Source organism: Mycobacterium shunyiense (assembly GCF_058270035.1).
Genome location: NZ_JBZDPT010000031.1, coordinates 385,718 through 405,852, shown reverse-complemented (window position 1 = coordinate 405,852; position 20,135 = coordinate 385,718). Strand labels below are relative to the sequence as shown.

Genomic DNA, 20,135 nt, shown 5'->3' with positions numbered 1-20,135 from the left:
TGTTAGACCGGTTGGTCCGATCCCGGCGTGGGAGTGAAGCGGCCCGTTTCGAGCGCGTCGCGCATCTGGCCGGTGATCCACGCCAAGGTTTCGGGGTCGCGGGGCAACGTCGTCTGCTCGTAACCGACGACCAGATACAAACTCCATGCCGCGAAATACCGGGCGTTCCGTTCGTCGCCGATGATCTCGTAGGCGGACTCGAAGATGATGTCGAAACGCAGTTGGTCCACCACCGCCTGCACGTCGTATACGTAGGGATCGAGCGAGCTCCATACCCGGATGGCTGCCTCTGCCCCATGGGGAAGGGCCAGCGCTTCACCGATCAAGGACTCGATGCGGTGATGCGGATCGGTGTCGGCGCGGATCGCCTCGACCACCCGCAGAGTGCGCGCCTCACGCCAGTGCGCGATCAACTCCTTGGTGTAGGCCGCCCAGTTGGGGAAGTAGTGATAGAACGACCCGGTTGTGACGCCGAGTCGGTTGCACACCTCGGCAAGTTTGAGCCCGCCGTACCCGAGATCGGACAACACATCCAGACCGGTTTCGAAGTACGCCTCCCGCGACACCAGCCCCGCCATCGGGCTAACGCTAGTTCGTCGTCAACATTTTCGGCGCGGCGGGGCTTTGCTGGTCAGCCGCATATAACGCACACGAACATGACGGCATCGGGGCTCTCAGGTGACGTGTGGCACAATTTGGGTGTGGCCCACATGGCGAGTCGAGGACCTGGACGTCCTCCCGCAGCAAAGGCAGCGGAGACACGCGAGCGCATCGTGCGTGCCGCCCGCGAAGTTTTCAGCGAACTTGGCTACGACGCAGCTACATTTCAGGCAATCGCGATCCGCGCGGATCTCACCCGTCCGGCAATCAACCATTACTTCAGTAGCAAACGCGTTTTGTACCGCGATGTGGTCGAGCAGACCAATGCGAAAGTGATCGCCGCAGGCATTGCCAAGGCGCGGGAAGCCACGAGCCTGCTGAACCGTATTTCGGCGTTCTTCGCCGCGGCCATGGATGCCGAGTCCACCGACCGGTCGGCGGCGGCATTCCTGGTGACCTCGGTGCTGGAGGCGCAGCGCCATCCCGAGCTCGTCTCCGAGGAGCACGACGCGTTGCGCAGCTCGCGCGAGTTCGTCAGGTGGGCAGTCGACGAGGCGATCGCCGGCGGCGAATTGTCCACCGACACCGACATCCCGGCCATCGTGGAGATGCTGGTGGCGGTGATGTGGGGAATGGGCTTTTACGCCGGTTACGTGGGGCATCGTGACGACGTAGCGGTCATCGTCGACAAGTTCGAACTGCTGATGGCGAACAAGCTCTGGCAACTGCGCGATTGATGCAGCGATGCCGTGAGGTGCCCCACAGCACCGCATAGATCGGCTAAGTATTCGGTAGTATTGCTTGGCAAATGACTGATCTGAGCGAGGTACGGCCGGGTCGGGCCGAAGGCGACAGTTGGGACATCACCGAGAGCGTCGGGGCGACTGCGCTGGCGGTTGCCGCTTCCCGTGCCGCCGAGACCGTGCAGCCCGAACCCCTGATTCGCGACGAGTTCGCCTTCCTCCTGGTGGCGGCCGCAGGTCCGGCCTGGGCGCAGCTGGCCGGCAGCGAACCGCACTGGATCGGTGACGATCCGGAGGCACACCGCATTCACGACATGGCCCGCAACTACCAGGCCGTGCGCACCCACTACTTCGATGACTACTTCACCGAGGTCACCCATGACGGCATCCGTCAGGTCGTGATCCTGGCCGCGGGCCTGGACTCGCGGGCGTTCCGGCTGGACTGGCCGGCGGGCACCATCGTCTACGAGATCGATCAGCCCAAGGTGCTGCACTACAAGACCGAGACATTGCAGGCGCACGGTGCGTTGGCCCGGGCCGAGCACGTCCCGGTGCCGGTCGACCTGCGTGACGATTGGCCCACGGCGCTGATCGACGCGGGCTTCGACCCCGGGCAGCCGACTGCATGGCTGGCCGAGGGGCTGCTGCCCTACCTGCCTGCCGAGGCGCAGGATCGGCTGTTCGAACTCGTCGGCGCACACAGCGCGCCGGGCAGCCGCGTCGCGGTCGAGGACTTCGTCATGGATCCGGCGCGTTTCACCCCGGAGAAGCGGGCCGCACGTCGGGCCCGCGGTGAGAACATGCGCGCCTCGCTGGGACTCGACATCGATGCCGACGCGCTGATGTACGCGTGTGACGGGCGCGCCGCCGCCGCGGAATGGCTCGCGGCTCACGGCTGGGACGTCGACGCAGTGTCCAGCGCCGACGAGATGGCCCGGTTGGGTCGCGCGGCCGACGCCGACGAACTGGCGGAATTCGGTTTGGACAGCGTGCTGTTGCGCGCCCGATTGGACGGAGAATCCCGATGAGCTCACTGCGCAGCCACGACGACACCTGGGACATCGCCACCAGCGTCGGGTCGACGGCCGTGATGGTCGCCGCCGCCAGGGCCGGGGAGACCGGACGCGAGAACCCACTGATCCGTGATCCGTACGCGGCGGTCCTGGTGGCCGGCGCCGGAACCGGCTTCTGGGAGACACTGCTGGACCAGGATGTCGCCGCCAAGATCGCAGAGGTCGATGACGAGGCCGCCAAGATCTTCGAGCACATGGGCAGCTACCAGGCGGTGCGTACGCACTTCTTCGATGCGTACTTCACCGAGGCCGCGAACGCCGGTATCCGCCAGATCGTCATCCTGGCGTCGGGCCTGGATTCACGCGCGTACCGGCTGGATTGGCCGGCCGGCACCACGGTGTTCGAGATCGATCAGCCGAAGGTGCTGGAGTACAAGGCCGAGACGCTGGCCGCCCATGGTGCGCAGCCGTCGGCGCAGCGCCGGGAAGTGGCCATCGATCTGCGCCAGGACTGGCCCAAAGCATTGCGGGAAGCGGGGTTTGACGATTCCCAGCCGACCGCGTGGCTCGCCGAGGGCCTGCTGATGTATCTGCCTGCCGACGCCCAGGATCGGCTCTTCGAGCTCGTCACCGAGTTGTCGGCCCCGGGAAGCCGGATCGCCGCCGAGACCGCCGGGGTTTCGGCCGGTGAGCGTCGCGAGGAGATGCGTGAGCGTTTCGAGCGTTTCGCCGCGCAGTTCAACATGGAGCAGGCGCTCAACATCCAGGACCTGATCTACGAGGATCCTGATCGTGCCGATGTGGCGGAGTGGCTGGGCGCTCACGGTTGGCGGGCCGACGGTGTGCACTCGCTCGACGAGATGCGCCGGCTGGGCCGCTACGTGGAGATCGAGCACGACGACACGCGGGCGTTCTCCACCTTCGTCACCGCCGAGAAGCTCTGAGCTCGCTGACACGACAAAAGGGGCGCCCCGGTTGCGGGGCGCCCCTTTTGTTTTCGTTGTCGATCAGTGGTTCGACATCGCCTTGGTGCGATTCACATTGGTGTGCTTGACCGTGGTGTCGACCTGAGGAGCCGTTGCCTTCTGATGCATCTGGTGCACCCAGAGGTGGTGGTCCACTCCGGCTGAGGCGGGTGCGGACAGGCCCAGAAGGGCGGTGGCCACTCCGCTGACGAGCACTGCGGGAATTCCGAACTTTTTCATCTATTTCTATCCTTTTAACGAACACTTCCACATCTATTAACCCGCCGGACCTGGGCGTTTATTCCTACTAAACAGTCACGAAAGCGTGACTGTGGTCACCCGGCCGGTCGGTTCGTCGCGAGGTGTCTGCGAGCCGCATCCGCCGGCAGGCCGGAGCTTCAGTGGCTCTGGTGCACCGTGGTGTCGACGTGTGGCACGGTCACGTGCGGGCCGATCTGATCCAGCCAATCGTGGTGGGACACATCGGCGGAAGCTGGGCCGGCCAGGCCCAGAACTGCGGCGGCCAGGCCGCTGGCGACAACTGCGGTCAATCCGAACTTCTTCATTTCCTCTGCCTCTTTCCAACTCTTTACTTTCCTGATTGGTTCAACTAAAGGGGCACACCGTTGATTTCCGGATCGGCGACGTTGGCGGCAATTGACTCCCGGCTGGCAGAAACACGTCAGCCGCGCCTCGAATGAGCGCTGACCGACCCGGTTGACCGGGAGTTGTCCGCTCGCCGTATACAGGAGGGGAGCTGAGCCGTTTCGAGGCCCGTTATCGAGGAGGAATCCCCATGCCAGGAGTGCAGGATCGCGTCGTCGTCGTCACCGGAGCCGGTGGAGGTCTGGGCCGTGAATATGCCCTGACGCTCGCGCGCGAGGGCGCCAGCGTCGTCGTCAACGACCTGGGCGGCGCCCGCGACGGGTCCGGCGCCGGGCACAACATGGCCGACGAGGTGGTGGCCGAGATCAAGGCTGCCGGTGGCCGTGCCGTCGCCAACTACGACAGCGTCGCCGAGCAGGCCGGCGCCGAGAACATCATCAAGACCGCGATCGACGAGTTCGGCAAGGTCGACGGTGTGGTGAGCAACGCGGGCATCCTGCGTGACGGCACCTTCCACAAGATGACGTTCGAGCAGTGGGACGCCGTGCTCAAGGTGCACCTCTACGGTGGGTACAACGTGATTCGCGCCGCGTGGCCGCACTTCCGCGAGCAGAGCTTCGGCCGCGTCGTCGTCGCCACCTCCACCAGCGGCCTGTTCGGCAACTTCGGTCAGGCCAACTACGGTGCTGCCAAGCTCGGCCTGGTCGGCCTGATCAACACGCTGGCCCAGGAAGGCGCCAAGTACAACATCAAGACCAACGCGGTCGCGCCGATCGCCGCCACCCGCATGACGCAGGACATCCTGCCGCCCGAGGTGTTCGAGAAGCTCACCCCCGAGTACGTCGCCCCCGTGGTGGCCTACCTGATGACCGAGGAACTGCCCGACACCGACTCGGTGTTCATCGTCGGCGGCGGCAAAGTACAGCGCACCGCGCTCTTCCAGAACGACGGCATCACCTTCAGCGAGGTGCCTTCGGTCGATGAGATCGCCGCCAAGTGGGGCGAGATCACCGATCTGTCCGCCGCCCAGCAGGCCAGCTTCAAGCTGGGCTGAAATACGTGAAGGCGCTTGTAGCGCAGGCACTTACCGGCACGTCCGGGCTGGCGTACGTCGACGTCGACGGCCCCGTGTCTTCCGACATGGTAGTCATCGACGTCGGCGCCGCCGGCGTCTGCTTCCCCGATCTGCTGTTGCTGCGCGGCGAGTACCAGCTGCGGCTCGAGCCGCCGTTCACACCGGGCATGGAGGTGGCCGGAACGGTGCGCTCGGCACCCGAGGGCTCGGGATTCACCCCGGGTCAGCGGGTCTCGGCGATGACGATGCTGGGCGGGTACGCCGAACAGGTGGCGGCCTTGCCGGCCAATGTGATCCCCACTGCCGACGGACTCGACGACGGCCAGGCCGCATCGCTGCTGGGCAACTACTACACGATGCAGTTCGCGCTGGCCCGCCGCGGTGGGCTGGTGTCGGGGGAGACGGTGCTGGTGCTCGGCTCGGCCGGCGGTATCGGAGTCGCCTCGATCCAGCTGGCCAAAGCCATGGGCGCCAAGGTGATTGCCATGGTGCACCGATCCGGGGCCGAGGAGTTCGTCTCGTCTGTGGGTGCAGATGTGGTGCTACCGCTGACCGACGGCTGGCGTCAGGCGGTCATGGATGCCACCGGAGGCGAAGGCGTCGATCTGGTGGTGGACCCGATCGGCGGCGAGGCCTTCGACGACGCCATCCGGGTGCTGGCACCTGAAGGCCGGCTGCTGGTCATCGGATTCGCTGCAGGCGCCGGCATCCCGACGGTCAAGGTCAACCGGTTGTTGCTGCGCAACGTCAGTGTGGTCGGGGTGGGTTGGGGCGAGTTCGTCCGCCGCCATCCCGCCGCACAGGCCCAGGTCGGGGCCGAGCTCAACAAGTTGGTGGCCGGTGGGCTTCGTCCCCCTGCGCCGGTCCGGTTCCCGCTGTCCGAGGGCGCGGCCGCGCTCGATGCGCTGGCCAGTGGGCAGGTGCGCGGGAAGCTCGTCCTGGAGCCGTGATGAGCGCTTGCGCGAAGAACATCGAGCCCTGATGAGCGCTTGCGCGAAGAACATCGAGCCGTAGCGATGAAAGCCCTGGCCTTCGATGTGTTCGGCACCGTCGTCGACTGGCGGTCCAGCATCATCGGTGAGCTGGAAGCATTCGGTGAAAGCCATGGGCTGCAACGGGATTGGCCGGTCTTCGCAGACAACTGGCGGGCCGGCTATGCCCCGGCGATGGACCGCGTGCGCCGCGGTGAGCTGCCGTGGACCAGGATCGACGATCTGCATCGCGCGATCCTGGTCTCACTGCTCGAGGAGGCAGGCGTAGAGGCAGGCCCGGACGAGATCGACCACCTCAACCGGGCCTGGCACCGGCTGGATCCGTGGCCGGACTCGGTGGTCGGGCTGAGCCGGCTCAAGCAGCACTACCTCATCACCACGTTGTCGAACGGCAACGTCTCACTGCTGACGAACATGGCCAAACGTGCCGGGCTACCGTGGGATTGCGTGATCTCGGCCGAGTTGTTCCGGCACTACAAGCCCGACCTCGAGGCCTACCTCGGGTGTGCCGACCTGCTGGACATCGTCCCCGAAGAGCTGACGCTGGTGGCGGCCCATCCGTCCGACCTGCGGGCCGCCCGCGACGCCGGACTCGGGACCGCATACGTGGCCCGGCCCCTGGAGTATGGCCCGGACGCGACTCCGCACGACGTCACGGCCGACGGTTTCGACATCGTCGCGACCGATTTTCTCGACCTTGCCGACCAACTTGGTGCGTAGCGTAGGGGTGTGGACACCGCACTAACCAAGGCGCTGGAACTTCTCGCCGAACCGCCGGCGGAGCCGGACGTCAGCAAGGGATATCTCGACCTGTTGGGCGACGGCAGTGACGCCCCGAAGAACGCAGGATTCATCCAGAAGGTGTGGGCGTCCCCGCTCGGGTCGAAGCTCTACGACAACGCCCAGGGGATCGGCCGCAAGCTGATGACGGCGTGGCAGGAACCCACCGAATGGCTGGATATCCCGCCCGGCGGCCTCGCACTCGATGTCGGCAGCGGTCCTGGCAATGTGACGGCCGCGCTGGCGCGGTCGGCCGGGCTGGACGGGTTCGCGTTCGGTGTGGACATCTCCGAGCCGATGCTGGCCCGCGCTGTCGAGGCCGAAGCGGGCCGCCAGGTCGGTTTCCTGCGTGCCGACGCTCAGAAGCTCCCGTTCCGGGACGACGTCTTCGATGCGGTGACGTCGATCGCGGTTTTGCAGTTGATCCCCGACGCAGAGGCCGCACTGGCCGAGATGGTGCGGGTACTGCGCCCCGGCGGGCGGATGGCGATCATGGTGCCCACGGCGACCAACCGGGGACCGGCGCAGCTGTTGTCGAAGGGCGGTGCGCGCTTCTTCGCCGAAGATGAGCTCGCCGACCGGTTCGAGGTGCTGGGTCTGGAGCGGGTGCGGTCGAAGACCATGGGCACCATGCAGTGGGTGCGCGGGCAGAAACCGTGAGCACTCTCGGCGTTGTTCTCGTCGCATTGGTGATTGCCATCGGTCTTATCGGCATCGTGTTGCCGGTGCTGCCCGGGGGTGGGTTTCTGGTCTTCGCCGCGATCGCGGTGTGGGCGGTCTTGGAGGCCAAGGACGGGACCAACGCCACAGTTGCGTGGGTGACGCTCGGGGTCGCAGCGGTGTTCTTCGTGACGGCCGAGGTGATCAAGTACGTCTGGCCGGTACGCCGGATGCGGGCCGCGGAGGTGGGGATCTGGAGCCTGGCAGCCGGCGGGGTGCTCGGCCTGATCGGGTTCTTCGTCATCCCGGTGATCGGTTTGGTGATCGGCTTCGTCGCGGGTGTCTATCTGGCCGAGCTGGCCTCGCGCCGCGACTACCGGCGGGCTTGGACGTCAACTGTGCACGCGCTCAAGGGTGTTGCGCTGTCAGTCGGCGTCGAGCTGACCGGAGCCCTACTCGCGACGGTCACCTGGGTGACGGGTCTGGTGATCGCCGCGTGACGCAGTGGAACCTGGGCCCCGACTCGGGCGAGTTGCTGCTCCACACCGGTGTGACGGGGAGCGCGTCGCGGATGGGCCATCGGTTGACGATCGCGATGCGCTCGTGGCACGCGACCGTGGAATGGGACGGCGATGAGCCTGCGGCGGTCGAGGTGACGGTGGACCTTGACTCCCTGGACGTGCTGCGGGGCGAGGGCGGCATGACTCCGTTGTCGGGGGCCGAGAAGCTGCTGATCCGATCGAACGCGTTGAAGACGTTGCGGGCGAAGAAGTTTCCCCAGGCCCGGTTCCGGTCCACATTGATCGAGCGCTCCGGTTCTCTGATACGGATCGCGGGAGTCCTCGAGCTTGCCGGCCATTCCGGCGACCAGACCGTCGAGGTTGAGGTGTCCGGCGATTCTGTGCTCGGCACGGCTTCTGTGCGGCACAGCGATTTCGGAATCAAGCAGTTCTCGATGCTGATGGGGGCGATGAAGGTGGCCGACGAGGTCGGGGTGAGTCTGACAGCCAACCGTCCCTGACCGGCGGGTGGCGGTGCCCGTTGACTTTGACACCACGCACACCGTTACCCGCAAAAATGCAGCGTCAGTCCAAAGTCAACAAGCAGCTTCAGCCCACCAAATTGTTCCGCAACGCGGCGAGGTCGTCAGGCGAGACTCCGGCCGCCTCGAGGAAACCTTGCACCGACCCGTACGCCGCGTCGAGCTTCTTCCACGCCGCGTCGAGGTACTCCTCACGCACGCCCAGCACGTCGTCGGACAACCGCGCCTCGGCGTAGGTGATGGCCTCAGCCGAATCCGCACGAGCCCGCACCGATTCCATGATGCGTTCCCGCAGGGCGACGGTCGCGTCATTGCTGCGCAGGAAGTCGGTGATGACCGCGTCGCGGTCCACGCCTACCGCAGTGAGCACAGTCGCCACGGTGAAGCCGGTCCGGTCCTTGCCCGCGAAGCAGTGCGCGATCACCGGGCGGTTCGCCCCGAGTAGCGAAATCACCTGCCGTACAGCGGTATGCGCACCGGGCAGGCCCGGGAACTCCTCGTACACCTCGGTCATGTAGCGGCGCGCGGACGCGGAGGTGTCCTCGCCGTCGCGTGACTCGGACATCACCCGCTGGAACGTCGACTCGTGTGGTGCGTCCTGGTTGGAGTCGTCGCCCTGGTGGAACGGCAGCATGTGCACCGTCACGCCGTCGGGGACCTGGCCGGGCCCGCGCCGCGCGACCTCCTGATGTGAGCGAAGGTCGGCGACATCGGTGATACCAAGCCCGCTGAACGCCACGCGGCCGTCGTCGGTGAGCCGGCTCAACTCACTGGAGCGGTACAGCAGGCCCGGGCGGATCCCGGCGATCTCGGCGACGTCGCGAAAGTTCCACGCCCCCGACAGTTCCCCCAGCTCGGTGGTCACTGCGCGATCACCGCCGCAGCGAGAGGCGATTTCTCACGGCCCAGCTCCGCTCGGGCGATCGTGCGCATGTGGACCTCGTCGGGGCCGTCGAACAACCGCATCGCGCGGTGCCAGCTGTAGAGCCGGGCCAGCGGGAAGTCGTCGCTGACGCCCGCTGCGCCGTGCACCTGGATGGCGCGATCGATCACGTCGCAGGCGACCTGCGGGGCCACCGACTTGATCTGGGAGACCAGCACGTGTGCGGCCTTGTTGCCTTCCTGGTCGATCAGCCACGCGGCCTTCTCGCACAGCAACCGAGCTTGGTCGATCTCGTTGCGGGACTTGGCAATCGACTCACGTACCACGCCCTGCTCGGCCAAGGGCTTGCCGAAGGCGACCCGCTTCTGCACCCGGTCGATCATCAATGCCAGCGCCCGCTCGGCCGCACCGAGGGCACGCATGCAGTGGTGGATGCGGCCCGGCCCCAGCCGGGCCTGGGCGATCGCGAAACCGCTGCCCTCTTCGTGGAGCAGGTTCTCGGCGGGCACCCGCACGTTGTCGAACACGATCTCGCAGTGCCCGTGCTGATCCTGCCAACCGAACACCGGCAGGGACCGCTGAATGTCCACCCCCGGGGTGTCCACCGGCACCAGGATCATCGACTGCTGGGCGTGGGAGGCGGCGTCGGGATTGGTGCGGCCCATCACGATCAGGATCTTGCAGCGCGGATCGGCGGCCCCGGTGATCCACCACTTGCGGCCGTTGATCACGTAGTCGGCCCCGTCGCGCAGCATCGTCGTCTCGATGTTGCGGGCATCCGAGGACGCCACGGCCGGCTCGGTCATCGCGAACGCACTGCGAATATCGCCGGCCAACAGCGGCTCGAGCCACTGCTTGCGCTGGGCCTCGTCGGCGAACAGGTGCAGGGTCTCCATGTTGCCGGTGTCCGGCGCGGCGCAGTTGAGTGCCTCAGGGGCGATCTCCAGGCTCCAACCGGACAGTTCGGCCAGCGGCGCGTACTCCAGATTGGTCAGACCGGACTCCGAGGGCAGGAACAGGTTCCACAGGCCCGCGGCCCTCGCCTTGACCTTGAGCTCCTCGACCACCGGTGGCACCGTGTGATCCTTCGGGCCCTTCTCCTCGCGATAGGCGTGGTAAGAGGCTTCCGCGGGGAGAACATGCTCCACCATGAAGTCGGTCAACCGGGCGTGGTAATCAGCCGCTTTGGCCGACAGAGCGAAGTCCATGCCAGCCACGATAGCCACATGGTTAGACAGGTAGAAAGGTGGCATGACCGGAACGCCGCCCCCCGTCCCACCCGAAAGCCGCCCGCCCTTCCCGCCCTTCACTCTCGAAACAGCTCTCCAGAAGGTCCAAGCAGCCGAGGACGCGTGGAACACGCGTGACCCGGAGAAGGTCAGCCTGGCGTACACGCCCGATTCCGTCTGGCGCAACCGCGCCGAGCACATCGTCGGGCGCGAGGAGATCGTGGCGTTCCTGACCCGCAAGTGGGAACGCGAACTCGACTATGTGCTGAGGAAGGGGCTCTGGTCTTTCAGCGAGGACCGGATCGCAGTGCGGTTCCAGTACGAATGGCACGACGCCCAGGGCCAGTGGTACCGCAGCTACGGAAATGAGTTGTGGCAGTTCACCCCAGAGGGGCTGATGGCCCGACGGGAGGCCAGCATCAACGATGTCGCGATCGAGGAGTCGCAGCGGCGCTACTTCGGTCCGCGTCCGCAAGAGGAGTACGGCCGGGATATCGAGCTCTGGTAGCTGAGCTTGAGTGTGCACGCCAGCACCCCGGCCACCACCGCCAGACCGATCACGGTACCGGCCACGGCGGGCCAGCCCGCGGCGTCGAACGCCAGCCCGCCGACCCAGCCGATGACGCTGGATCCCGCGTAGTAGAAGAGGTTGTACAGCGACGACGCCTGGGCCTTGCCGTCCCCGGCGGCGGCACCCACCCAACCCGAGGCGATCGCGTGCGCACCGAAGAAGCCGGCGGTGGCGATCACCAGCCCGATCAGCACCACGAAGACATTGCCGGCCAGCGTGATCGCGACGCCGGCGATCATCGTGGCGATCGAGCCGATCAGCACGGTCTTGCGGCCGAACCGACTGGCCTCGGCGCCGGCCCGGGCGGAGGCCCAGGTGCCCGACAGGTAGGCCAGGAACACCAGGCTGACGACGGTCTGCGGCAGGTGGAACGGGGTGGCCATCAGCCGGAAACCGAGGAAGTTGTACATCGCCACGAAGCCGCCCATCAGCAGGAAGCCCTGGCTGTAGAGCACCAGTTGACGGGGTGAGCGGAGGTTCTCGGCGAGCCGACGGCCCAGGTTGCGGCTGCGGGCCGGGGTGAACCCCCGCGCCGGCGGGGCGAGCTTGACGAATGCGAATGCCGACAGACCACACAACACCGCGACCACGAGGACGCCGACGCGCCATCCGGCGAACTCGGCGATCGGCCCGGTCACGAGCCGGCCGGCCAATCCGCCGATGGTGGTGCCCGCGACGTAGGTGCCTGCCGCCCGGGCGGCATGCCCGGCGTCGATCTCCTCGGTGAGGTAGGCGATGGCCACCGCGGGCACCCCGCCCAGCATCAGCCCTTCGAGCAGCCGACCGGACAGCAGCAGCGCGGTACTCGGGGCCAATGGCACGATCAGGCCGAGAACCGTTGCTGCGGTGATGGATATCGTCATGGCCTGGACCCGGCCGATGCGATCGGCCAGAGCGGACCACGGGATCACACCCAGTGCCAGCCCGACGGTGGCGGCCGAGATCGTCAAGGCGGCGTGCGCGGCGCCGGTGCCCATGTCGTGGGCGATCAGCGGGAGTACGGCCTGGGGTGAGTACAGCTGAGCGAAGGTCGCGACGCCGGCGCAGAACAGTGCGGCCAGCAGCCTGCGGTACTCGGTTGAGCCACGGGAATGCCCGCGCCATTCAACGGAGGTCAGGGAGGTGGACACTCAGCCGACGGTAGGACGTCGGCAAAAATGTGTCCAATGCATGAGTTTACTCAAGCTCATGAATATTCTGCATGACAAATTCGGCCAGACGCGCCGCGGCGGGCGGCAGCGGGCGGTCGGCGTTCCACGTCAGCCCGATCTGGCGCCTGGCCGAACTCTCCGACAGCGGCACGTACGCGGCTCCGGGTTCGGCCCGTTCGGCCCGGGGTACCGGGACCACCGCGACCCCGAAACCGGCGGCCACCAGCCCTTCCATGGTCGGGATCTCCATCGCCTCGAACACCACCGGCGGCGAGATGCCGGCCTCGGCGCACAGTTCGTCGGTGAGCTGACGCAACCCGAAGTCGGGTGCCAGGGCAATGAAAGGCTCGGCGCCGGCATCTGCCAACCGGACCCTGGATCGGCGGGCGAAGCGGTGCTCGCGCGGTACGGCCAGGCACAACCGCTCCATGTACAGTCCGCGCCAGCGAAAGCCCTCGGGGCGCGGCGAAGTGATCGCCAGGTCGGCTTCACCGCCGGCCAGGCGTTCGACGATCTCGTGGGCCGCGCCCTGGAACAGCTCGAAGCGCACCCGCGGAGCCTCGGTCCGGAACCGGCGCAACAGATCCGGCACGTACCAGCCGGCCTGCGAATGCAGGAAGGCCAGCCGCACGGTCCCGGTATCCGGGTCGCGTAACTCGGCGATTCTCTCGGTGGCCGTACGGATTTCGTTGATACTGCGGCGGGCGTGCTCCAACAGGATGTGCCCGTAGGCGTTGAGCCGGAGCCGCCGGTTCACCCGATCGAACAGTGGAACACCCACCTGCTCTTCGAGCCTGGCCAGTGCGCGCGACAGGGTGGGTTGGCTGATGCCGAGTTCGGCTGCGGCGTCGGTGACATGCTCGGTTTCGGCGAGCACCACGAACCACTGCAGCTCGTCCAGATGCATACCGCCGACTCTAAACGCGCTGATCACCGGTCAGCCTGTGCCATGCTGTGTCGCATGGTCGCCAAGGTGCGGGTGGTCGTGGGTGATGACCACCCGATGTTCCGCGAGGGCGTCGTGCGCGCCTTGACCTCCAGCGGCGAGATCGACGTGGTGGCCGAGGCCGACAACGGTGCCGACGCACTGGAATTGATCAGGACCCACCAGCCGCAGGTGGCCCTGCTCGACTACCGCATGCCACAACTCGACGGGGCCCAGGTGGCGGCCGCGGTCAGCCGTGACGAGTTGCCCACCCGCGTGTTGCTGGTCTCCGCGCACGACGAGTCGGCGATCGTCTACACCGCGTTGCAGCAGGGGGCGGCCGGATTCCTGTCCAAGGAGTCCACCCGCAGCGAGTTGGTGAACGCCGTGTTGTCGTGTGCCAAGGGCCGCGACGTTCTCGACCCGAACCTGGCGGCCGGGTTGGCCGGCGAGATCCGGCGTCGCAACGAACCCGACGTCCCGGTGCTCAGCCCGCGGGAACGTGAGGTGCTCGACCTGATCGCCAAGGGCCTTTCCATCCCGGCCATGGCCAAGCAGCTGTTCCTGGCGCCGTCGACCGTGAAAACCCATGTGCAGCGCCTCTACGAGAAGCTGGGCGTCAGTGATCGGGGCGCGGCAGTCGCGGAGGCGATGCGCCGCCGGCTGCTGGACTGACATGGCTGGCGGGCGCGTCGTCGAATTCTTCACCACCCAACCCGTGCGGGTCTCGGCGCTGCTGCGGCTGCCGCTGATCGGTCTGATCGTGGTGCTGGTCTCGGTGTGGGACGTCGACCACTGGTTACCAGTCCTGTACGCGGTGATCCTGAGCGTCTACGCCGCCGTGGCGGTGCTGTGGCTGGTGGTGGTGTTCCGCGGGCCCATGCCGCCGTGGGCCGAATGGGCCTCGACCGCTGTGGATGTGCTGGTGCTGGTCGCCCTGTGCGCCGTCTCGGGCGGAGCCACCGCGGCGCTGCTACCGGTGTTCTTCCTGTTGCCCATATCCGTTGCGTTCCAAGACCGTCCATGGCTGACCGCACTGCTCGGCGGCAGCACCGCAGTGGGATATCTCGCGGTGTGGATCTTGTATTCTGAGCGCGACGACAACGTCGGCCTGCCCGACATCGTGTACATGCACGTGGGCTTTCTGGCGTGGCTCGCGGTCGCGTCGGCCGCGCTGTCATTTGTGCTGGCGCGCCGCTCGGCGCGGGTACGGACCTTGATGGAGGTGCGTCGCCAGTTGGTGTCGGAATCCACCCGGGCCGACGATCTGCGCAACGCCGAACTGGCCGAGCACCTTCACGACGGGCCACTGCAGACCCTGCTCGCCGCGCGCCTCGACCTCGACGAGATCCGCGAACGCATCCCGGATCCCGGCCTGGACCGCGTCCATGCCGCACTGCAGGAGACCGCCGTCGGACTGCGCTCCACCGTCACCGCACTGCATCCGCAGGTCCTGGCTCAGCTGGGACTGACCCCGGCGGTGCGGGAACTGTTGCGTCAGTACGAAACTCGGCCAGATATAGCGGTGCGGGCAGATCTGGAGGACGTCGGGCAGCCCGACGGGCAGGCGCTGTTGTACCGCGCCGCGCGCGAACTGCTGGCCAACATCAACAAACATGCCGGGGCGACCACGATTTCCGTCGGCCTCTACCGTTCGGGGGAGCGCGTCGTGCTGACCGTGGCGGACAACGGCAAGGGATTCGACCCGGCGATACTGGGCCAGTCTGTGGCCGAGGGACACATCGGGCTGGCCTCACTGCAGGTGCGCATCGATGCCATGGGCGGCTCGATGGCGATCAGCTCAGAGCCCGGGTTCGGCACCCAGGTCCGGGTCACGCTGTAGCCGCGGCTATTTCACGCAGGGAATGCCGGAGACCTTCATCTGGCTCAGGTCAGTGGGGGCCGGGGTGTAGGTACCGGTCGCGGTGGCGGCCACCGTCGTCACCGGCGTGCTGGGCGTGGTCTCTTCCGTCGTCTCGCTGCTGGAGTCCCAGGTGGAGTCCGACCCGGACTCAGACGTCGCATCGCTCGATCCCGACAGGTATTCGTCGCCGGGGAAATCGGTCCCCAGCGTCAGCTGAACGGTGCCGGCCACCACTTCGGACGACGGGTTCGCGATCACGCCGAGCTCGTCGGCCAACGATTGAGCAGCGGCCTCGGCGCCGGTCCCGTAGTCGATCGTGGTGGTGGCGGCCAGTGATTCGCCGTCACCGATCTGCCCCTCGGTGAATCCGTGTGCGCCGAAGGTCGTTTCGAGCTGGGCAGCCAGTCCGCTGTAGGTCGACGCATTGATCACGTCGAGCACCGCACCGTGGCCGTTGAGCGTCTGAGCCTTGCTGGTGGGTGCCGACGACGACGCGGCGTCGTCCTTGGAGACGAGGTCGTGCACGATCTTGCGGATCGTCGGCACATCGACGAGGTTGATGTCCTCGCCGTAGGAATTCTGGCTGAACTCCTTGATCGGCAGCGTGTAGAGCGTCGGTGGTTTGTCGGTCAGCGCGGAGGCCCGTCGGGCGAAACTGGGCAGGTCGAATCCGGCGTCCAACGCGACGTTCTGCTTGACCACGTTCAGCAGGCTGCGCAGTCCGGTTGGGCTGTTCAGCGTTCCGCTGTGGCCCAGCGCCGACACCAGCGCCGCGATGAAGGCCTGCTGACGGCGGGTGCGGTCGAGGTCGGTGAAGTTCTCGTCGTTGATATCGCGACGCTGACGCACGAAGGCCATCGCCTGGGCTGCGTCGATCTCCTGGACGCCCTGGTGGAAGTCGGCCCCCGAGTACGGATCTGAGGTGTCGGCGTTGAGGCAGACCGTGATCGGTGACACGGCCTTGGCGATCTCGAAGAACGCGCCGAGGGTGACCTCGACGAAATGGTCGATCGGGATGCCGAGCAGGTTGCGGACCGTGGCGATCTCCGCCTTGCGGCCCGCCTCACGGGCCTGCTGCTCATTCGCCGACGGGTTCTCGGAGTCAGCCTCCAGCGATTCCATCTCGCGCTGATAGGCCCAACCGTAGGCCTGTTTGACCTTGCCCTTGCACGGCGAGACATCGCACCCGGCCAGGTCCACATAGTCGTCGCGCGGAATCGAGAACGCGGTGGCCGGGCCGCCGTCACCGGGCAGGTGCACCACGATCAGCACGTTGGCGTTGTAGCCGCCGACAGTCTCGTCGCCGGCGTGGAGGGCCTGGTAGACATCCTCGGGCAGCGGGTTGCCGTGCTGATCCAACCGGCTGTCCAACCCCATGATCAGGATGTTCTCGGTGTCGCCGGCCGACATCGGCCCACCGTCCAGAGCGTTGGAGGTGGTGATGCCGTCCAGGGCCCCGTGGTAGGTCACCCAGCCCGCACCGGTACCGGCCACCACGGATGCCGCCACCAGGCCGACTGCGGCGCGGCGAGCGGCCCGCACGCCCCGACGCGGCATACGGTGCCGGGGGACGCCGGCGGTGTGGGCAGGTGTGTTCATTGCCCTGTCATTATGGGGCCGTTCGCTGAGACTCGTTCCACCGGGGAAAATTGCTGGTCAGTGCCGACGTCTTGGCATTAGCGTGCGCAGGATGAAATTGCGCATCGCCGTCGTCGTGCTGCTGTTGGCTGTGGTGGCGTTGCTGCTGAATGAACTGGCGGCGACCAAGGAGCACCATCGGGCCGAGTCGTTCGGCGGCGGGCACGTGCTGGAACTGGACGGTCCCGACCTCAACGTGCGTGAGTACGGGCCGCCGGGGGAACGCGCGGTGGTGTTGCTGCACGGGTACTCGGCCTCCATGGAGTGGTGGGAGAAGGTGGCCCCGCAGCTGGCCCGGGACCAGCGGGTGATCGCGATCGATCTGGTCGGTCACGGCGGCTCGGAGGCGCCCGCCGCCGGCGCCGCCTACCGTTCGGATGCGCAGGCCACGGCGGTGCGCAACGCGCTCGTGGCGCTCGGTGTGCGTCACGCGGTGCTGATCGGCCATTCGATGGGCGGAGCGGTCTCGGCCGAGCTGGCCCGGCAGTATCCCGACCTGGTGGAGCGCGTCGTGGTCTCGGACACCCCGGGATCGGACGATCTGGTCAGCATGCCGCTGCTCGGACAAATGGTGTGCTGGCCGGTGATCGGGCCGGCGATGGATCTTGTCCGCGGCGTCGACGCGATCAGCGAGAGTTCACTGCAGACCGGGTTTGCCGCGGACTACCCGGTGCCCGGCTATGCTCACCGCTCGTTGGAGCGGCTCACCTACACCGGCCTGTGCGACTCGAAGGACGGTCCACACCCGACTGCGGAAACGCTTGCCGCACTGCACAAGCCGGTACTGGTGCTCTGGGGTGACGAGGACGTGCTGACCCCGACAGCGCCCAATGTCCAGCGTTACACCGCGGTTGGGTTGCCGCCCGTGGTGATCAAAGGGTCCGGACATTCGCCGATGGTCGAGCAGCCCGATCAGTTCCTGGCTGCCGTGACCGGCTTCGTCAGGACCCCAGCCCCCGCGAGATGACCAGGCGCTGAATCTGATTGGTGCCTTCGAAGATCTGGGTGATCTTGGCTTCCCGCATGAAGCGTTCGACCCGGAAGTCGCGGGTGTAGCCGACACCGCCGAACACCTGCACCGCGTCGGTGGTGACCTTCATGGCGGCATCGGTGGCGATCAGTTTCGCGACGCTGGCCTGTGACGAGTAGGGCAGCCCGAGATCGCGGCGGCGCGCGGCATCCAGGTAGGTGGCGCGGGCGCTGACCACTGCGGCGGCCATGTCGGCGAGCAGGAACCCGAGGCCCTGATGGTCGACGATCTTGCGGCCGAACGTGGTGCGCTCGTTGGCATAGCGGACGGCTTCGTCCAGGGCGGCCTGCGCGATGCCGACCGCGACCGCGGCGATGCCGAGGCGGCCGGAGTCCAACGCGGAGAACGCGATCGACAGTCCCTGCCCCTCGGTGCCGATCAGCCGGTCGGCGGGCAGGCGGGCATTGTCGTAGAACGCCGAGGTGGTGGGCACGGCGTGCAGACCCATCTTCTCCTCGGGTTTCCCGAAGCTCAGGCCGTCGAGATCGGCGGGGACCAGGAAGCACGAGATGCCCTTCGAACCTTCTCCGGACCGGGCGAACAGCGTGTAGAAATCGGCCTTCCCGCCGTGGGTGATCCACGCCTTGGAGCCGTTGAGGACGTAGCTGTCGCCGTCGCGGGTGGCCTTGCAGTTCAGGGCGGCGGCGTCGGATCCGGCCTGCGGTTCGGACAGGCTGTAGGCACCGATCTGGTCACCGGCGAGCATGCCGGGCAGCCAGCGCTGCTTCTGTTCCTCGGTGCCGTAGGCCAGCAGCGGGTGCGACGAGAGACTGTGCACGCTGACCGCGACGCCGATCGCGGCCCACCGCGCCGCGATCTCCTCGAGAACCTGCAGGTAGACCTCGTAGGGCTGGCCACCGCCACCCCACTCCTCGGGCTGGGGCAGGCTCAACAGCCCGGCCGCGCCGAGCTGGGCCATGACGCCTTCGGGGTACTTCTCGTCGCGTTCGTACTCGTCGACGATCGGGTCGAGGACCTTGTCGGCGACATCGCGGGTCAGCGCGATCAGGTCGCGAGCGTCGTCCGAGGGCAGGAGGCGGTCAACCGGCATACTTGCACATCCTAGTTTTCCGGGCGGCAGGTCACGGGCTGGGGGTTTGCAGCAGTCCGGCGATGTCGGGATCGAGTTGCTGCAGGGCCACGATGACGGCCACCCGGTAGTCGCGGCCGATCTGCGAGCGCACGGTGGCGGTGCGGCCACGCCTCTCGGGTGGTCTGATCTCGTCGATACGCGCTTCGAGGGCGACGATGAGTTCCTCGAACTCGGTGATGAGCCCGGACAGGATCAGGATCTCCGGGTCAATGAGTGCTTCCATGAGGATCGCGGTGTGCGCGATCCGGTCGATCACATCGCGGATGATCTTCTGGGCGGCCGGGTTCCGGCTCGTTTCCTGCGCGACTGCGTCGAGGTCGATGTCCTTCAGGGGCACACCTTCGGTGTGCGGGGCGACGGGTTGCATGGCGTGCAGTGACATTTCGGCGTTTACGCAACCGGTTCTGCCGCAAAGGCATTGCGCGTTGCTCCCCGCGATCGGCATGTGCCCGACAGCTCCGGCGACGCCGGTGGCGCCGGAATACGGCCGTCCGCCGATGATCAGCCCGACGTTCACGTGGCCTCCGCAATCGAGGAGTAGCGCGGAGCGCACCTCTCGGGCTTCGCCGGCAATCGTTTCGGCAAGCGTCATGGCCTGGGTCGAATCCAAAACGGCGGTCGGTACTCCGAGGGCGTGCGAGATGGGTTGGCCCAGCTCTACCTCGGACCACCCGAGCGACTTGGATTCCACGACGAATCCGGTTGTGCTGTCGATGAATCCGGGTATGCAGATGCCCGCGGCGGCGACGGATTCCACCGCGGGGTCCTCGATCAGCTGTTTGGCGATCCGGATGATCGAGCGGATCACCGACGCGGCCGCTCTGCCTGCCGTGGGTGTCTCATCTTCGTGGGTGATGTTGCCCGTTGCGTCGGCGACGGCGATACGTGCGCGACGTTCGTCTATCCAGATTCCGAGGACCCGACGTGCGTGCGGATTGCAGCCGAGAAGTTTGCGAGGCCGGCCGCGGTAACCCGGACCCTCGACGCGGGAATCCAGTTCGACCAGGGTGCCGTCCTCGATCAGCTCACCGACGAGGGTGGTGATGGAGGGACGGCTCAGCCCGAGGCGATCAGCCAGATCGGCTCGAGCGAGCGGACCCTCGGTCCGCAACAGGTGGACGACGCGCTGGCGGTGCAGCAGGTGCAACACCTGCTTTTCCCGGCGCGCTGATTCTGACCGCTTCAGCGGAACCTCCTTGACGGCGTCGTAAGGCGGCTGCTATTAAGTTCGTCACAGAAATTAAATAGGTACCTAGGGCATCGGAGCCAGGCCAT

Annotated in this window: 23 protein-coding genes; 13 read left to right on the top strand and 10 right to left on the bottom strand. The window is 66.8% G+C overall.

All coding sequences use genetic code 11. The features are described 5' to 3' along the window. Window positions 1-2 precede the first annotated feature (2 nt). Window positions 3-578, bottom strand: a complete 576-nt coding sequence (locus AC4ELS_RS19100; protein ID WP_448444337.1) for a TetR/AcrR family transcriptional regulator — start codon at window positions 576-578, stop codon at window positions 3-5. A 123-nt stretch (window positions 579-701) separates the two neighbouring features. Between AC4ELS_RS19100 and AC4ELS_RS19095 the strand changes: the two genes are divergently transcribed. The 3 genes from AC4ELS_RS19095 to AC4ELS_RS19085 all read left to right on the top strand — a co-directional run bounded on the left by AC4ELS_RS19095 (window position 702) and on the right by AC4ELS_RS19085 (window position 3,300). Continuing rightward, window positions 702-1,337, top strand: a complete 636-nt coding sequence (locus AC4ELS_RS19095) for a TetR/AcrR family transcriptional regulator (protein ID WP_448444335.1) — start codon at window positions 702-704, stop codon at window positions 1,335-1,337. A 71-nt stretch (window positions 1,338-1,408) separates the two neighbouring features. Beyond that, window positions 1,409-2,371, top strand: a complete 963-nt coding sequence (locus tag AC4ELS_RS19090) for an SAM-dependent methyltransferase (protein WP_448444333.1) — start codon at window positions 1,409-1,411, stop codon at window positions 2,369-2,371. Next, window positions 2,368-3,300: a class I SAM-dependent methyltransferase gene (locus AC4ELS_RS19085; protein ID WP_448444331.1), complete on the top strand. Its 933-nt coding sequence runs from the start codon at window positions 2,368-2,370 to the stop codon at window positions 3,298-3,300. The genes AC4ELS_RS19090 and AC4ELS_RS19085 overlap by 4 nt, the downstream gene beginning before the upstream one ends. 63 nt (window positions 3,301-3,363) lie before the next feature. Here AC4ELS_RS19085 and AC4ELS_RS19080 read toward each other — a convergent pair whose 3' ends face one another. Both AC4ELS_RS19080 and AC4ELS_RS19075 read right to left on the bottom strand, forming a co-directional pair. After that, on the bottom strand, window positions 3,364-3,561 hold the full coding sequence (locus tag AC4ELS_RS19080) for a hypothetical protein (protein ID WP_448444329.1): 198 nt from the start codon (window positions 3,559-3,561) through the stop codon (window positions 3,364-3,366). A gap of 158 nt (window positions 3,562-3,719) precedes the next feature. Beyond that, window positions 3,720-3,887, bottom strand: coding sequence for a hypothetical protein (locus AC4ELS_RS19075; RefSeq protein WP_448444328.1), 168 nt, complete (start codon window positions 3,885-3,887; stop codon window positions 3,720-3,722). Window positions 3,888-4,117: 230 nt separating this feature from the next. On the opposite strand from AC4ELS_RS19075, the gene AC4ELS_RS19070 reads away from it, so the two are divergent. The 6 genes from AC4ELS_RS19070 to AC4ELS_RS19045 all read left to right on the top strand — a co-directional run bounded on the left by AC4ELS_RS19070 (window position 4,118) and on the right by AC4ELS_RS19045 (window position 8,455). Beyond that, window positions 4,118-4,981, top strand: a complete 864-nt coding sequence (locus AC4ELS_RS19070) for an SDR family oxidoreductase (protein WP_055119353.1) — start codon at window positions 4,118-4,120, stop codon at window positions 4,979-4,981. A 5-nt stretch (window positions 4,982-4,986) separates the two neighbouring features. Beyond that, entirely contained in the window at window positions 4,987-5,952 is a 966-nt protein-coding gene (locus tag AC4ELS_RS19065; RefSeq protein WP_448444325.1) for an NADPH:quinone oxidoreductase family protein, read from the top strand. Between the two features lie 66 nt (window positions 5,953-6,018). Continuing rightward, window positions 6,019-6,714: a haloacid dehalogenase type II gene (locus AC4ELS_RS19060; RefSeq protein WP_448444323.1), complete on the top strand. Its 696-nt coding sequence runs from the start codon at window positions 6,019-6,021 to the stop codon at window positions 6,712-6,714. Between the two features lie 9 nt (window positions 6,715-6,723). Further along, window positions 6,724-7,434, top strand: coding sequence for a methyltransferase domain-containing protein (locus AC4ELS_RS19055; protein WP_448444321.1), 711 nt, complete (start codon window positions 6,724-6,726; stop codon window positions 7,432-7,434). After that, window positions 7,431-7,934 (top strand): DUF456 domain-containing protein, encoded by a 504-nt coding sequence (locus tag AC4ELS_RS19050; protein WP_448444319.1) that lies wholly within the window; start codon window positions 7,431-7,433, stop codon window positions 7,932-7,934. The genes AC4ELS_RS19055 and AC4ELS_RS19050 overlap by 4 nt, the downstream gene beginning before the upstream one ends. After that, on the top strand, window positions 7,931-8,455 hold the full coding sequence (locus AC4ELS_RS19045) for a YceI family protein (RefSeq protein ID WP_448444317.1): 525 nt from the start codon (window positions 7,931-7,933) through the stop codon (window positions 8,453-8,455). The genes AC4ELS_RS19050 and AC4ELS_RS19045 overlap by 4 nt, the downstream gene beginning before the upstream one ends. An 88-nt stretch (window positions 8,456-8,543) precedes the next feature. Here the strand turns inward: AC4ELS_RS19045 and AC4ELS_RS19040 are convergent, their stop codons facing one another. Further along, a complete protein-coding gene (locus tag AC4ELS_RS19040) occupies window positions 8,544-9,341 on the bottom strand; it encodes a tyrosine-protein phosphatase (protein ID WP_448444315.1) in 798 nt (265 codons plus the stop codon). Further along, complete coding sequence (locus AC4ELS_RS19035) at window positions 9,338-10,555, bottom strand: acyl-CoA dehydrogenase family protein (protein ID WP_499048855.1); 1,218 nt, start codon at window positions 10,553-10,555, stop codon at window positions 9,338-9,340. The genes AC4ELS_RS19040 and AC4ELS_RS19035 overlap by 4 nt, the downstream gene beginning before the upstream one ends. Before the next feature lie 55 nt (window positions 10,556-10,610). Between AC4ELS_RS19035 and AC4ELS_RS19030 the strand changes: the two genes are divergently transcribed. Then, window positions 10,611-11,096 carry a nuclear transport factor 2 family protein gene (locus AC4ELS_RS19030; protein WP_499048613.1) on the top strand — a complete coding sequence of 162 codons (486 nt, stop codon included), beginning with the start codon at window positions 10,611-10,613 and terminating at the stop codon, window positions 11,094-11,096. Here the strand turns inward: AC4ELS_RS19030 and AC4ELS_RS19025 are convergent. Then, entirely contained in the window at window positions 11,042-12,289 is a 1,248-nt protein-coding gene (locus AC4ELS_RS19025; protein WP_499048610.1) for an MFS transporter, read from the bottom strand. The two genes, AC4ELS_RS19030 and AC4ELS_RS19025, sit on opposite strands and share 55 nt — an antisense overlap. Before the next feature lie 46 nt (window positions 12,290-12,335). Beyond that, window positions 12,336-13,217 carry a LysR family transcriptional regulator gene (locus tag AC4ELS_RS19020; RefSeq protein WP_064878583.1) on the bottom strand — a complete coding sequence of 294 codons (882 nt, stop codon included), beginning with the start codon at window positions 13,215-13,217 and terminating at the stop codon, window positions 12,336-12,338. A 42-nt stretch (window positions 13,218-13,259) separates the two neighbouring features. On the opposite strand from AC4ELS_RS19020, the gene AC4ELS_RS19015 reads away from it, so the two are divergent. Further along, window positions 13,260-13,910, top strand: coding sequence for a response regulator (locus AC4ELS_RS19015; RefSeq protein ID WP_064878581.1), 651 nt, complete (start codon window positions 13,260-13,262; stop codon window positions 13,908-13,910). A 1-nt stretch (window position 13,911) separates the two neighbouring features. Next, on the top strand, window positions 13,912-15,078 hold the full coding sequence (locus AC4ELS_RS19010) for a sensor histidine kinase (RefSeq protein ID WP_064957575.1): 1,167 nt from the start codon (window positions 13,912-13,914) through the stop codon (window positions 15,076-15,078). Between the two features lie 6 nt (window positions 15,079-15,084). Here AC4ELS_RS19010 and AC4ELS_RS19005 read toward each other — a convergent pair whose 3' ends face one another. Next, on the bottom strand, window positions 15,085-16,698 hold the full coding sequence (locus tag AC4ELS_RS19005) for an LCP family protein (protein ID WP_448444308.1): 1,614 nt from the start codon (window positions 16,696-16,698) through the stop codon (window positions 15,085-15,087). A gap of 91 nt (window positions 16,699-16,789) precedes the next feature. On the opposite strand from AC4ELS_RS19005, the gene AC4ELS_RS19000 reads away from it, so the two are divergent. Next, window positions 16,790-17,704: an alpha/beta fold hydrolase gene (locus AC4ELS_RS19000; protein WP_448444306.1), complete on the top strand. Its 915-nt coding sequence runs from the start codon at window positions 16,790-16,792 to the stop codon at window positions 17,702-17,704. Here the strand turns inward: AC4ELS_RS19000 and AC4ELS_RS18995 are convergent. Both AC4ELS_RS18995 and AC4ELS_RS18990 read right to left on the bottom strand, forming a co-directional pair. Beyond that, on the bottom strand, window positions 17,679-18,818 hold the full coding sequence (locus AC4ELS_RS18995) for an acyl-CoA dehydrogenase family protein (protein ID WP_064878571.1): 1,140 nt from the start codon (window positions 18,816-18,818) through the stop codon (window positions 17,679-17,681). The genes AC4ELS_RS19000 and AC4ELS_RS18995 overlap by 26 nt on opposite strands. Window positions 18,819-18,849: 31 nt before the next feature. After that, window positions 18,850-20,010: an ROK family protein gene (locus AC4ELS_RS18990; RefSeq protein WP_448444302.1), complete on the bottom strand. Its 1,161-nt coding sequence runs from the start codon at window positions 20,008-20,010 to the stop codon at window positions 18,850-18,852. Between the last annotated feature and the right edge of the window lie 125 nt (window positions 20,011-20,135).

Bases quoted from the DNA above. Each gene is read 5' to 3' on its own strand.
- AC4ELS_RS19080 (WP_448444329.1), bottom strand. From the start codon at position 3,561: ATGAAAAAGTTCGGAATTCCCGCAGTGCTCGTCAGCGGAGTGGCCACC.
- AC4ELS_RS18995 (WP_064878571.1), bottom strand. From the start codon at position 18,818: ATGCCGGTTGACCGCCTCCTGCCCTCGGACGACGCTCGCGACCTGATC.
- AC4ELS_RS19090 (WP_448444333.1), top strand. From the start codon at position 1,409: ATGACTGATCTGAGCGAGGTACGGCCGGGTCGGGCCGAAGGCGACAGT.
- AC4ELS_RS19000 (WP_448444306.1), top strand. From the start codon at position 16,790: ATGAAATTGCGCATCGCCGTCGTCGTGCTGCTGTTGGCTGTGGTGGCG.
- AC4ELS_RS19100 (WP_448444337.1), bottom strand. From the start codon at position 578: ATGGCGGGGCTGGTGTCGCGGGAGGCGTACTTCGAAACCGGTCTGGAT.
- AC4ELS_RS19075 (WP_448444328.1), bottom strand. From the start codon at position 3,887: ATGAAGAAGTTCGGATTGACCGCAGTTGTCGCCAGCGGCCTGGCCGCC.
- AC4ELS_RS19020 (WP_064878583.1), bottom strand. From the start codon at position 13,217: ATGCATCTGGACGAGCTGCAGTGGTTCGTGGTGCTCGCCGAAACCGAG.
- AC4ELS_RS19060 (WP_448444323.1), top strand. From the start codon at position 6,019: ATGAAAGCCCTGGCCTTCGATGTGTTCGGCACCGTCGTCGACTGGCGG.
- AC4ELS_RS19005 (WP_448444308.1), bottom strand. From the start codon at position 16,698: ATGAACACACCTGCCCACACCGCCGGCGTCCCCCGGCACCGTATGCCG.
- AC4ELS_RS19010 (WP_064957575.1), top strand. From the start codon at position 13,912: ATGGCTGGCGGGCGCGTCGTCGAATTCTTCACCACCCAACCCGTGCGG.
- AC4ELS_RS19085 (WP_448444331.1), top strand. From the start codon at position 2,368: ATGAGCTCACTGCGCAGCCACGACGACACCTGGGACATCGCCACCAGC.
- AC4ELS_RS19030 (WP_499048613.1), top strand. From the start codon at position 10,611: ATGACCGGAACGCCGCCCCCCGTCCCACCCGAAAGCCGCCCGCCCTTC.
- AC4ELS_RS19070 (WP_055119353.1), top strand. From the start codon at position 4,118: ATGCCAGGAGTGCAGGATCGCGTCGTCGTCGTCACCGGAGCCGGTGGA.
- AC4ELS_RS19015 (WP_064878581.1), top strand. From the start codon at position 13,260: ATGCTGTGTCGCATGGTCGCCAAGGTGCGGGTGGTCGTGGGTGATGAC.